Origin of the sequence: Microseira sp. BLCC-F43, from assembly GCF_041929235.1 — a bacterium.
Lineage (GTDB): Bacteria > Cyanobacteriota > Cyanobacteriia > Cyanobacteriales > Aerosakkonemataceae > Microseira.
Genome location: NZ_JBHFNP010000157.1, coordinates 1 through 12,317, shown reverse-complemented (window position 1 = coordinate 12,317; position 12,317 = coordinate 1). Strand labels below are relative to the sequence as shown.

Below are 12,317 nucleotides of genomic sequence, written 5' to 3'. Positions count from 1 at the left end.
GCAAAAATGGCGATTTTAGCGGGAGAAAGACTGGGAATTGCACCCAGCGAAACGTCAGCATGGATAGAACTGACCCCCGAACTCAATTCAGAAGATGTCGAGGTGGCGATCCGCGCTGTATATAGACAAGTATTGGGCAATTCCTACGTAATGGAAAGCGAGCGGCTCGCTGTTCCGGAATCCCAACTTAAGCGCGGCGAAATTTCAGTGCGCGAGTTTGTACGGCAAGTAGCAAAATCGGATTTGTACCGGTCGCGGTTTGTTGATAATTGCTACCGTTACCGCACGATTGAGTTGAACTTCAAACATCTGCTTGGTCGCGCTCCAAATGACTATAGCGAAATGGTGGCTCACAGTCAAATTTTGGACGCGAGCGGGTTTGAAGCAGATATTGATTCCTACCTTGACAGCGACGAATATCAACAGAATTTTGGTGAAAATATAGTCCCCTACCATCGGGGCTTTCAAACACAAGTTGGTCAGAAAAATGTCGGCTTTAGCCGCATGTTCCAACTGTTCCGGGGATATTCCAATAGCGATCGCGCCCAAAAACAAAATCAAGGAAAGCTGACGCGGGAAGTAGTTCAGAATCTGGCGTCACCCATCTACCCAGCTTCCAGCGGGTCGTTGACTGGCGTTTCGAGTGGTAGCCGTGGCAGCAGTACTTACAGACTGCAAATAATGCAACCACCTTCGGCAAACTCGGCAGTACTCCGACGCGCGACTAGCGAAGTTATTGTTCCCTTCGAGCAACTGTCTAGCAAGTTGCAGCAACTGAATCGTAAGGGCTTCAAGGTAATGAGCATCACGCTGTCTTAAGCTGCGGGCAAATGTCATAGTTCGGTTGCGCTAGAACGCTATTTAAATGCAAGGCACAATAAATAGCGATCGCTAATATCGATTCCGTTTAGTTGGTCATAGTTGCATTGACCATGACTAATTAAACGGAAGCGATATAACTCGTTTGTTAATAAGGAGATTTTTCAATGGCTATCACAGCAGAAGCCTCCCGGCTTGGAACATCTGCTTTTAGCGATCAGTCCCCCGTGGAACTGCGTAGTTTGGCAGATGCCCCGAAAGTGATTGCATCTGTCTATCGTCAGTTGTTGGGTAACGACCATTTAATGGCAGCGGATCGGCTCAAGAGTATTGAATCGCTGCTGGCAAACGGCAAGATTACAGTGCAAGAATTTGTCCGGCAAGTGGCAAAATCGGAACTGTACAAGAAAAAGTTTTTCTACAACAGTTTCCAAACTCGCACGATTGAGTTGAATTATAAGCACTTGTTGGGTCGCGCACCCTATGATGAGGCGGAATTCACCTACCACTTGGACTTGTATCAAAACAAGGGCTACGACGCAGATATTGATTCCTACATTGATTCACCCGAATATCAGGTGAACTTTGGGGAAAATATTGTGCCCTATTATCGCGGATTCAACACCCAAACCGGACAAAAAACGGTAGGATTTAGCCGCATGTTCCAGCTGTATCGCGGCTATGCAAATAGCGATCGGGCTCAGTTTGGGGGTAACGCTCCCCACCTGGCTACAGAGTTAGGGCGGAATTCTGCAACCCCCGTGCTAGCACCTGGTAGCCCCGGCTTTGGCTATCGTCCTTCTACCAAGGGCAACACACCCAACAGCGCCTTTGGTGGTTCGGCTATCTATGGCGATCGCCGTCTATACCGGGTAGAAGTCACTGCCCTGCTGACGCCCCAATATCCGCGCGTGCGCCGCAGCAACAAAGCCGTAGTCATCCCCTACGATCAGCTATCGGATTATATGCAACGGGTTCAGCGCGAAGGTGGCAAGATTTCCAGCATCACGCCGCTGTAGTCTTTAATAGTTAATGAAGCGAGGCAGAGCCTCTCCTACCTCGTACCCAGGCTCTTGCCAGGGTACGAGATAGGGAGGCTCTGCCTCAGGTGTTTGCAGCTTGCCCGGAGAAGAAAATGTCTGAGTTGGAAAATCTGGAAGCATTTGAAGCGGATGCATCGGCAAACGGTGAGTCTTTAACCATCCTTGCAGCGATCGCCAATTTAACCGGCACGGATCGGGGTCAGCGGTATTATGCTGCTTGGTGGCTGGGTCGATTTCGCGTCCGCACTCCGGAAGCCGTCGATGCTTTAATTGCTACTCTGTCGGATGAAAGCGATCTTACCCCCGATGGCGGCTACCCACTGCGGCGCAATTCTGCCAGGGCGCTGGGTAAATTGGGAGATACACGCGCAGTTCCAGCATTAATCGAATGTTTGGATTGCACAGATTTTTACGTGCGGGAAGCGGCGGCGCAGTCGTTGGGAATGTTGGGCGATCGTGCAGCCGTGCCAAAATTAATGCAACTGCTGGATGGGGGATTGGAAGCAGCACAACCAATTCCAGGCTGTCCCCACTTGGCACAACCCTACGATGCGATCTTGGAAGCCTTGGGGGCGCTGGAAGCAGCAGAAGCTTTCTCGCGCATTGAGCCATTCTTGAAGCATCCAACCGAACTGGTTCAGTATTCAGCCGCAAGGGCGCTGTATCAATTAACGCAAGATAACCTGTATGGCGATCGCTTGCTCGAAGCATTGGCAAACGATAAACTGCAACTGCGTCGTTCGGCGCTAACGGATTTGGGAGCGATTGGCTATTTGCCAGCAGCGGAAGCGATCGCTCAAACTCACGCCGAAAACAGCCTGAAATTGATTGCGCTCAAAGGACTCTTAGAACATCAAATAGATCGCTCTCCCTTCGATCGATTATCCGAGGGCGCTATCCGGGTGATGGCGTTAATGGACGATCTGCTGTAGCACCGGCTGGTTTAAAATTTGAACAAGATCTTAAAAAATTCAGGCGGCTAGAACCTTCAACCTTTAGCCGCCCAACATTTAAAATCATTCAAAATTTATGACCGTTAACCAAGCCCAAGTCCTCATCCGTGCCGTTGAACAGGCTGATTCCTCAACTCGATTATTAGAAGCTGTCCAGCAACTGTCAGCCGCCTGTCTAACAGCAGCAATTCCCACCCTGATTGCGGCACTGGGTTACAACAATCCAGGGGCAGCAGTAGCCGCTGTGGATGGGCTAATTCAGATCGGGGAACCAGCGGTAGTGCCGTTGCTCGAACTGTTGGATGGCTACAACTACGGAGCCAGAGCTTGGGCAATTCGGGCACTCGCCGGAATTGGCGATCCACGGGGATTGGAAATGTTGCTCGATGCGGCAAAAAATGACTTTGCCCTCAGCGTCCGACGGGCAGCCGCCAGGGGACTGGGTAAAATGCGTTGGGAAGAATTACCCAGCGAGCAAGTCCAACCCGCCCAGGAGAGGGCGCTAGAAGCCCTGCGGCAAGTGTCCCAAGATCCGGAATGGGTGGTGCGCTATGCGGCAGTAACCGCGTTGCAGGAATTAGCCAAGTCTTTCACCCTCTCCGACATCGATTCCGCACTGCAAATCCTGGCACATTTCGATCGCCGCGTAGAAGAAGAGGACAATCTGGCTGTCATCGCTCGGATTTGGCTGGCGCAGAAAGAAATTCGGGATTATACCACAGAGATACTGGAAAGTCAACCTGCTGAAACTGTTAGCAACCTGGTGTGTGCGCTCGACTTTGATTGGCAAGCAACCTTAGAAAAGCTATATGCCCGCAAGCGTCGGGAAGAACCCCTGCAAGAGGGAGATCCGCGCAAGTTTCGCGAGTTGGCGGCGGCGATTTGTAGTGCGATCGCCTAGCGTCAAGCGCTCCACTGCACAATTGAAACATCAGCTTAATTGCGCCGTATTTCATCCCAGAACGAACATGTCTGGGATGAAATAGCTTTTATTGAAAAGTGTAACTCTATCCCAAGAATCATTAAAGAATATCAACAGGTTAGTGGGGTAGGAAGTTAAGATTAAATTAGCCCCAGTCAGGTTTTTGTAGTAAGTCGGCTGTCTAAAAAAAAGACTATACAAAACTTGATTTAGGGTAAAAAACTTATGAAAGCCAATCTATTTGACGCCGCTTACTACAGAGCCGTCAATCCGGATTTGGTGGCAGCCGGACTGAAAACAGACAGGCAATTATTTGCCCATTTTAAGAACTTTGGAATCTACCAAGGGCGAGCTTTCTCAACGTTTGTAGACCTGAAATATTATCGCGAGAGTAACCCAGATTTAATCGCAGCAGGACTGAAAACAAATTTTCAACTCTACGAGCATCTACAGAAGACAGGGCTAGCAGAAGGACGGAGGTTCTCCCCTTGGCTAGATTTAGACTTTTATCTGGCAGCTAACCCAGATTTAGAGCGAGCTTTTAGGGGCGATCGCATCCAAGCTTTTGAGCATCTGCAACAGTTTGGTCTAGCCGAAGGACGGCAATTCTCGCCTTGGGTGGATGTAGACTTTTATCTGGCGGCTAACCCAGATTTAAATACCAGGTTGAAGGGCGATCGCGCAAAAGCTTTTGAGCATCTGCAAAGGTTTGGTCTAGGCGAAGGGCGTCGGTTTTCCCCAGTAGTAGATTTAGACTTTTATCTGGGGGATAACCCGGATCTGTTGCAGGCTTTTGGGAGCGATCGCCAACGCAGTTTCGAGCATTTGCAAACCTATGGTATCGACGAAGGACGTCGCCTGTCTGCAACATTTCAACCCAACTACTATCGAGGAGTTAACCCAGATTTAGCCGCCTTAAACTTCAATAACAGACAACTGCTGCAACACTACACAATTTACGGCTTAGATGAAGGACGTTCCGCTTCAGAATTTTTCAATGCTCGCTACTACCTGAAAACTTACCCAGATTTAGTGCAAGCTGGACTGAACTACCGGCAGGCTGTGCAACACTTTACCCTGTTTGGGTTGTCTGAGAAGCGATCGCCTTTTGCTGGTTTTTCTGAGGCAGGGTATCTGGAATTTAACCCCGATGTCAAACAGGCAGTTGAGCAGGGACGGATAAGTTCGGGTTTTGAACACTATGTCAAGTTTGGCGGATCAGAACGCCGTGTTTTAAGGATTTTCCGCAACCCCAATCCACAAGGCTTTGACGTTGTCGATAGAAGTTTAATGCCGCGCCCAGGCTACGATCGCTTCGGCACATCGGTGGCAACTATCGGCAATAACCTGCTCGTAGGGGTGCCTGGTGAGGACACCAATGGTTTGAATCGCTTGAATAATGCTGGGGTAGCCTATCTGTTTGACGGCACTACGGGAACTCTGTTGCGGACTTTCCAAAACCCCAATCCAGAACAAGCTCTGTTTGGCTCACAAGTAGCGGCAGTTGGCAATAATGTCTTAATTGGAACAACGAATGCCTTGTACCTATTCGACAGCAATGGGGGAAACCTGCTGTGGAGTTTTCAATTTAACCGCTTCATCAACTCGGTAGCGGTAGTCGGTAACAACATCTTGATTGGAGCGCCTTACGAAGATGTGGGTGCAAGGAACGTTGGAGCCGCATACCTGTTCGATGGCAGCAACGGGAATCTGCTGCGGACTTTCCAAAACCCCACTCCAGAAGAATTTGACCAGTTCGGTTACTCAGTAGCAGCGGTGGGGAATAACATCTTGATGGGAGCGCCAAGGGACAACACAAACGCTCCTAGCGCTGGAGCTGCATACCTGTTCGACAGCGTGACGGGAAATCTTCTGCGAACTTTCCACAGCCCCAATCCAGATCCCGGCACCTTCGGCTTTTCAGCAGTAGCAGTGGGCGATCGGGTTTTAATTGGAGCGCCTGGAGAAGATCGGGGTGCGATCTCATCTGGCGCCGCATACCTATTCGACAGCGTAACCGGAAATCTAGTGCAAACTTTCCCAAATCCAACTCCAGAACAGGGTGAATTCTTTGGAGCCAAAGTAGCGGCAGTCGGTAATAATGTCCTGATTGGAGCGCCTTATGACAATGGGGGTGGCAACTCTCCTGTTGGAGCTGTCTATCTGTTTGATAGTACCACTGGTTCTCTGCTGAAAACTTTCCAACCTTCAAATCCGCAAAGTTTTGTATTTAATTACAGAGCCTATGACTTTTTTGGCTCCTCGCTGGCAGCACTCGATAATCATGCAGTCATTGGAGTTTCTGCTGAAATGGTGGGCGGTTTTACCAGTGCTGGTGCAGTCTACCTGTTCTAGCAATCAGGTGGGTATCAATAAACATAAACACTCATATCCCCGACTTGGCAAAAGTTGTCGGGGATCTAGCACATAAGGTATTTTTCGTTTAACGACCCCTAGCAGGCTGTTTTTACCAAAAAAATTAAAAGCCCCCCTTGTTAAGGGGGGTTGGGGGGATCTCCGGTTTAACTCCCCGCTGCATCGGTTGGTTCTTTTTGCCCTCCAGGAGGTGCAACTACCACACCTTTATCAGCGGCACGTTGCTCGCGTTTTTTGCGCTCGGCTTTGAGCATATCTTCCATCAGCAGACGCGCCTGGGCCATTTTGTCTAAATTGCTGCGGTAAAGCTCGAGGTCTTTTTGCATTTTATCTGCTGGCAGGTGCAACCCCTTACCTATTTTGTTGATCGCCTCATTCAGCAGCTTGGTATCTTTGAGCAGATCGGGGTCGGCTTGTTCTAGCAGAGTGTACAAGCCAACGGCAAACAAGCGGCTGTATTTAAATTTAGGATTGCTGGCGATCGCTTGGAAATGTTTCTCTAAGTCGCCATCTCCTAAAGCAGCCGATTGGCTCAACCCGGCAATTATATCAGCCCCCCATTGACGTGAAGCCATCTCAAGAAGCCGTTTCGCATCCTGGCGATATTGTTGCGGTTGGTACCCCACAGCCTGACACAGGGCATCAAACATCGCATCTTTATCCGCTTCTGGTCGATAGCCTTGCATGAAGCGCTCAAATGTCGTCACTACACCCAGCGCGTAGATTGGGTCGTACTGAAAGTCAACATTAACCGAGAGCAAGTGCATCTCTACCATTAATTCCTCTACCACCCGCCGGTAGATCGAATTAATCGGACGAGTGTGAAGGCTGTAGAAAGCTCGCTTGGTATCTGAGACAGTGCGGACGTTATTCACGGAGACAATTTTATAATCGTTTAATTTTTATTGTCGCGTTTAACAGTCCCTTTGCCAAGGCGATTCGGTTTGAGACAAGATCGCCTTGACTTGGGGGATGTTCCTCTCGCTTTTGCCGATCAGGTAAAATTCTCAACTTCAATGTCATGATTTACCCCCATGCCGCGAATTTTGCCAAAATCGCCTCAATTATAGACTGCAAGCGATCTTGAGCCGTTGAGCGCCGAATAAAACTTCCCCTCTTGCCCCGAACAGCGGTAGCCGTCTGGATCGAGTTGCGCGATCGCATCAACAAAGCCGTCGCCTAAATCTTTCAGGACTTAGGCACGCGGGGCCAAAAACAAAGGTGATGCGTCAATCTCGCGACTAATCACGGACGATTTTGCGTATCACCTTTGTTTTTTTGCGTAATTCCTGTCTTTTTTGGCTTTACCAACCCAACTATGCGATCTGGCGATTCTCGCTGCCAATTGCTTGCCATTGAGCCATAGCGGTACGCCGTTAGAGTCAACCGCGATTTCCTCTGCTGACGGTGCGCCCCCCTACAGAACTCAGGACTTACCCACGACCTTGCCATCACCAAAGTTTCTTTGTAGATCTCTCCCAACCAAATCAACGATTTTTCATAGAAACTTTGGTGTTTGCGTAAGTCCTGAGAACTCTTGCACTAACTGCTTAAATAGCAGTTTCACCAGCTTGGCAACGCGATCGCGCCAGACGAATCAGCGCCAATTTAAGCTGCTGGCGGATAGACCCCGATCGGGCAGCTTGAGTTTTTTGCTCGAGGCCAGCCGTACGCGCAAGTTCCCGGTTTCTACGAAAAATCGTTGGGAAAGGGAACTAGAGATCGACGGTCGAAACCGGGTTTGTGGCAACGCCCTTGCGTAATATCGTTGACCGTTGCTAAGGAATTACGACCTGCAGGGGCAATTACCAATTACCAATTACCAATTACCAATTACCAAGAAAGCCAATCATTCCGATGGAACCGGAATTAATATATGTTCCACTCAACATGCCAAAATAAATCATCTGTCCGGTTTGTCGGGTTGGCTTAACTTCCAAAAATGTCACAATGACCCGACTTTCAGATATGCCTTTTGCTATCTCAGCCAATTCGATTGTGCCGTTCTTATAATGCATAAAAACCGACTATTGCTTCCCCTTTGCACGCAACAAACATTGTTTCAACCATTTTTTCTCTGGCACTGCGGTAGTTTTCAGGATTGCAATTGATCATACCTATAAAAAAGGTGGGCATTGCCCACCCAAAATTCATCCTTTTACACAAACAACCTGCTTCAAAGTTGCTTCAACTTCGACTAAATCCGATTGATTTTTCATCACCTCGTCTATCGGCTTATAAGCACCGGGAATTTCATCGAGAACCCCCGGATCTTTGCGGCATTCTACACCTTTAGTTTGCTCGATCAAATCGTCAAGAGTATAGACATTTTTTGCCCGGGCGCGAGACATCAAACGCCCTGACCCGTGGGCGCAGTTGTGTACGAGTATGGGAGTATAGTAATCGGTAAAGACAATATAATTATTATTGTCTTCAACTGTAAAATTGTAAACGGGTAATTCCCAATCAACGTCAACCTTAAACACTCGATTCATCGCCAAACTAAGGTCTATAAATTGCTCCTTGAAATTGGAAACAGCTACCATCTTGCCGCACTTTGCCATAGTAGTGAGATTGTCGCATCTCAATAAACCACCAGCCATTGATTTTGCTAACACCAGCTTATCCGAGTAAAGCCGATCCGATGGCTCAGCGATCGCAAGTCTTTTGCAAATAGATCGTAACTTACTCAAAACTGCATTGTCGCGAAATTCTATAGCATAGTTATCCCGATTGCGATAAACTTTGTAAGCAACTCCCAGAGACAGTAAAGCACAAATCAGAGGGGAAAACATTTTCTTTTTGCCGACACTGATAGACACAGTACGTTTGTTGTAAGTGCCATCACCATCCAAGTAGCCAGCAAGGAAATAAAGCGCTAAAATTGGATTTCCCATTAAAATATTGGGTAATCCTGGCAAAATTTGCAATATATTTTCTACAAACAATGGATCGTTGACAGTCAATTCAACCAATCCCAAGCCAGTTATCAAGCGTCCTTTCAAATTACAAGTCCTTGGTTCTTGAAATCTGACAGAAACCTGTGCTGTGTAAGATTTCAGCAGTTCCTCCACATACTGCATAAAAGGTTGCTTCCATCCTATAATTGACTGGTAAATACGAATGTACATATTAGAGTATTTACCACCGCGAGGTCTGTTATCAAGTTCCGGGGCAATTTTTCGCTCTTTTACGTGGATTGTCCCATCTGATAAAATAATGCCCAGTAAGTAGTAGAGATTAATGTCTTGTTCCTCTACAGTTAAGTTAGAGGGCATATTAACGCGAGTTGGTACAATTGCACCTCCAGAGGACAAAGCGATATCTTCAATGGGATGATAAGAAAGAACACCTTTCTCGTAGGTAGCAAAAGGATGTTCGGGCGTGCAAACGATTGTATTTTCTAACCTGCGTCGAGTTTGAGACAAAGAATACTTGTTAGCGATCGCGAGTCGTTCGCTTTTATCTAAAATGCTCTTGGCCTCAAATTTCTTCAGTTCTTGGTTGTAAGAAATTAACTTGATCGATTCGGATGAATTAAATACATCTTCTACGTTCATCAAACCGAACTCAGTTAACACTTTGGTTCCAGCCGCAAAACAAGAACAGTAGCTTTCTTCGCAACCTTTCCCTTTGACGATGTAAGATTTTGCCCCCATCGAACCGGGAATAATGCCGTAATCTTCAGTTTGCGCCCTCACTGCACCTTTGCGAGTAACGTACACTTCTTCCCCGAAATGTACTTCTTTTTCCGCATAATTGTGATGGCAATTCACCGAGATTAAAGGCTTAGTTTTCTTCCCACCTGCGAGATGCTTTTCGATTATTCGCACAAAGCGTTCCATCATTACATCCCGATTAGAACGAGCGTAATTTTGCGCCCATTGTAAATCGTGCCAATAGGCTCGAAATTCAGGCGTTCCGGCAATAAAGTATGCTAAATCTGGATCTGGCAAGCGATTGTCAGCCATTTTCGCTAATTCCTTAGCCGTATTGATATGGCACTGCGCTAACATATTTCCAATGTTACGCGAACCAGAGTGTAGCATGAGCCAAACAGCGTCCTCTGTATCGAGGCAAACTTCAATGAAGTGATTCAATTTGTTACTGATTGCTTAGCTTTTTGTGCAATCGACCAAGTCATTTCTGCTTGGTTCTATACCTTCGGAGTTCGGTATAGTTCGGAGCACACCTTCATCCTAATTAATTAGGATGCCCAAGTCCCTCTGCTCTCTACGGGGCGTTTTACCGCTTCCCTCGGTATTAGCATCTCAGCTTTCACCGATTTGGACGAGTTTTGATTACTGTATTACTACAGTAAGGGGCAATCTTTTACCCCCGCCGAGAGAACCCATTTGTTTCATGGCTTTACCTTGCAAGTCTTGCACCCCTGGATGCAATTCCTTGAAATCGCGCCAATTTTGCCAGTTTGTAACTGTTTTTTCTACCTCCTTATTTTCGGTGAAGCCAGTGGGAATTGCTGCTTCAATATCGAGGCGGATTTTCTTCAGCTTCCCTTCCAATTGAGCGGCCTTAAATGGGGTTTTAATCGCCATCATGCCGCAATTGTGAACGAAGACACCAGCTTTCAGCGCGAAGTTGTGGTATCCCGGCACTGTTAGGCAGTATACGTCTTGTTTTTCTTCCAGAGGAATAACGTTTACTACTTTGTGGTTGTCATGTGCCAGATGGTTATATTCGGTAATTTTATGCTGTATTTGGGAGCGTTCGCATAGCAACTCCGCTCTCTCCCACTCACCTGAATCTGGTTGCTGAATTAATGTATAACCATCTTTATCCACTTGAGAATAAAATGGCATCAAAGATGTCCCTGGTTGCAAGTTTTGCGCTGATTCATAACTGCCATCGCGCCGCATAAATTGATGTTCTGGCGTACAGATGATTTCCTCATCGTTATCCAAAATCACTTTGACTAATGGCGCATTTTTTCGGGTCAACTTCGCGGTTGCTTTAGCAACTACGATTCTTCCTGTTGGAGTACAAGCGTAAACAATAAACTCCTCATAACCTCCAGCCAATTCTCGAATCCGATAAGATTTACCATCAACTAGAGGAACTAAAGTTTCTCCAACAAAACAACCGATATCCACACCCACAGCAGCCGGAATAATTGCATCTTTCGTGGCAATTACAGAACCCACTAATGCACCTTTTCCTAAGTGAACATCTGGCATCAACGCCACGTGTTTGAACACAAATGGCAAGGATGCTACGTTCTTTGCCATTTTGGTTTCTTCTGAGCCAAGGGCGTGGTTTGCCCAAGACAATACCGGGGCTGGCGTTGAAATGTTTAACTTTTCGTAGGGCATAACCGTTCGTTTTCTATCACAGTAGTGACGCTGCAATCAATTTTATACTACAAGTATTACAAAAGCAATTCCAGATTGTAAAGCTGGGAATGCATTGATGAGGAAAATTGATTAACGAATTTCGCAGAATTCCCCACCGCTCCCGTCGGATGGGGATGAATAGCGAGGTTGTTGCGTCCGATCAATACCGGCAAAACAACCAAACGACTTGTCTAGCAAGGTTCTACCACAACATTTTATATATGGTAGAATAGAGGAATGTTGACAATGAACTACACTTACCGCATTTATCCAGACTTTTACCAATCGGCACAGATGCTCGAATGGCTCGAAACCTCGCGCCAAGTTTATAACCGAGCGCTGGGAGAGTAGAAAGACTGGACGGGTTCGCGTAAGTGTTTGGTGGACAGATGTTCGATCAATCGGGAATAGTTAGTCAAAATATAGGCAAATATTAAACCAGCCCGGAAACCATTGCAGATTTCCCGCAACGTTATTGACTTTGAGCGGTGTGACCCGCCTGGGCTGAACATAGCAGCTCTTATCCCCTATCCCGAAGGCGTCGGGGAATGCTTTAACTAAAATATTCACACTGCCATTGACATCCGCATTCAAAGTGACGCCACCCAAGCTTCTGTACAAACCTCGGTAAATCCGTTTACCACTGAAAACAGGCGCACAACGAACTTCTCCCATCGTGGGAATCGCATCACCATCGATAAAACTAGCAACGGATGTATAACTTTCTTCGATAAGTAACACCGATAGTCCAGCTAAATGGCACTTGTACACCAGCATATCCACAAACCGCTTGTGGGGAATAGAAACAAAATGTTGATTATTGACTTTTCCCAGACAAACTGCTTGTTTCCAC

The 12,317-nt window shown here is 47.1% G+C and carries 10 protein-coding genes and 1 pseudogene; 6 read left to right on the top strand and 5 right to left on the bottom strand.

Features of this window, described 5'->3' with window-relative positions; all coding sequences use genetic code 11:
- Window positions 1-6 precede the first annotated feature (6 nt).
- The 5 genes and pseudogenes from ACE1CM_RS22250 to ACE1CM_RS22230 all read left to right on the top strand — a co-directional run bounded on the left by ACE1CM_RS22250 (window position 7) and on the right by ACE1CM_RS22230 (window position 6,092).
- Entirely contained in the window at window positions 7-819 is an 813-nt protein-coding gene (locus ACE1CM_RS22250) for a phycobilisome rod-core linker polypeptide (RefSeq protein ID WP_374880459.1), read from the top strand.
- Between the two features lie 167 nt (window positions 820-986).
- Complete coding sequence (locus tag ACE1CM_RS22245; RefSeq protein ID WP_374880457.1) at window positions 987-1,838, top strand: phycobilisome rod-core linker polypeptide; 852 nt, start codon at window positions 987-989, stop codon at window positions 1,836-1,838.
- 116 nt (window positions 1,839-1,954) lie between these two features.
- Window positions 1,955-2,794 carry a HEAT repeat domain-containing protein gene (locus tag ACE1CM_RS22240; protein WP_374880455.1) on the top strand — a complete coding sequence of 280 codons (840 nt, stop codon included), beginning with the start codon at window positions 1,955-1,957 and terminating at the stop codon, window positions 2,792-2,794.
- Window positions 2,795-2,891: 97 nt separating this feature from the next.
- Window positions 2,892-3,521: pseudogene (locus tag ACE1CM_RS22235) on the top strand (HEAT repeat domain-containing protein); the annotation flags it as partial.
- Between the two features lie 441 nt (window positions 3,522-3,962).
- Window positions 3,963-6,092 (top strand): hypothetical protein, encoded by a 2,130-nt coding sequence (locus tag ACE1CM_RS22230; protein WP_374880453.1) that lies wholly within the window; start codon window positions 3,963-3,965, stop codon window positions 6,090-6,092.
- A 167-nt stretch (window positions 6,093-6,259) separates the two neighbouring features.
- Here ACE1CM_RS22230 and psb29 read toward each other — a convergent pair whose 3' ends face one another.
- The 4 genes from psb29 to ACE1CM_RS22210 all read right to left on the bottom strand — a co-directional run bounded on the left by psb29 (window position 6,260) and on the right by ACE1CM_RS22210 (window position 11,359).
- Window positions 6,260-6,988, bottom strand: a complete 729-nt coding sequence (psb29, locus tag ACE1CM_RS22225) for a photosystem II biogenesis protein Psp29 (RefSeq protein ID WP_374880451.1) — start codon at window positions 6,986-6,988, stop codon at window positions 6,260-6,262.
- Between the two features lie 951 nt (window positions 6,989-7,939).
- The gene (locus ACE1CM_RS22220; protein ID WP_374880449.1) at window positions 7,940-8,131 is read right to left on the bottom strand and encodes a hypothetical protein; all 192 of its coding nucleotides are present in this window, start codon (window positions 8,129-8,131) and stop codon (window positions 7,940-7,942) included.
- 132 nt (window positions 8,132-8,263) lie between these two features.
- A complete protein-coding gene (locus ACE1CM_RS22215; RefSeq protein WP_374880447.1) occupies window positions 8,264-10,213 on the bottom strand; it encodes an RtcB family protein in 1,950 nt (649 codons plus the stop codon).
- 201 nt (window positions 10,214-10,414) lie between these two features.
- Window positions 10,415-11,359, bottom strand: coding sequence for an RtcB family protein (locus ACE1CM_RS22210; protein ID WP_374880446.1), 945 nt, complete (start codon window positions 11,357-11,359; stop codon window positions 10,415-10,417).
- A gap of 351 nt (window positions 11,360-11,710) precedes the next feature.
- On the opposite strand from ACE1CM_RS22210, the gene ACE1CM_RS22205 reads away from it, so the two are divergent.
- Entirely contained in the window at window positions 11,711-11,815 is a 105-nt protein-coding gene (locus ACE1CM_RS22205; RefSeq protein ID WP_374880444.1) for a helix-turn-helix domain-containing protein, read from the top strand.
- A gap of 60 nt (window positions 11,816-11,875) precedes the next feature.
- On the opposite strand, the gene ACE1CM_RS22200 is transcribed toward ACE1CM_RS22205, so the two are convergent.
- Window positions 11,876-12,317: zinc ribbon domain-containing protein (locus ACE1CM_RS22200; RefSeq protein WP_374880442.1), on the bottom strand; the 442-nt coding region annotated here is incomplete at its 5' end.

Bases quoted from the DNA above. Each gene is read 5' to 3' on its own strand.
- ACE1CM_RS22230 (WP_374880453.1), top strand. From the start codon at position 3,963: ATGAAAGCCAATCTATTTGACGCCGCTTACTACAGAGCCGTCAATCCG.
- ACE1CM_RS22245 (WP_374880457.1), top strand. From the start codon at position 987: ATGGCTATCACAGCAGAAGCCTCCCGGCTTGGAACATCTGCTTTTAGC.
- ACE1CM_RS22210 (WP_374880446.1), bottom strand. From the start codon at position 11,359: ATGGCAAAGAACGTAGCATCCTTGCCATTTGTGTTCAAACACGTGGCG.
- ACE1CM_RS22240 (WP_374880455.1), top strand. From the start codon at position 1,955: ATGTCTGAGTTGGAAAATCTGGAAGCATTTGAAGCGGATGCATCGGCA.
- ACE1CM_RS22220 (WP_374880449.1), bottom strand. From the start codon at position 8,131: ATGCATTATAAGAACGGCACAATCGAATTGGCTGAGATAGCAAAAGGC.
- ACE1CM_RS22250 (WP_374880459.1), top strand. From the start codon at position 7: ATGGCGATTTTAGCGGGAGAAAGACTGGGAATTGCACCCAGCGAAACG.
- ACE1CM_RS22205 (WP_374880444.1), top strand. From the start codon at position 11,711: ATGAACTACACTTACCGCATTTATCCAGACTTTTACCAATCGGCACAG.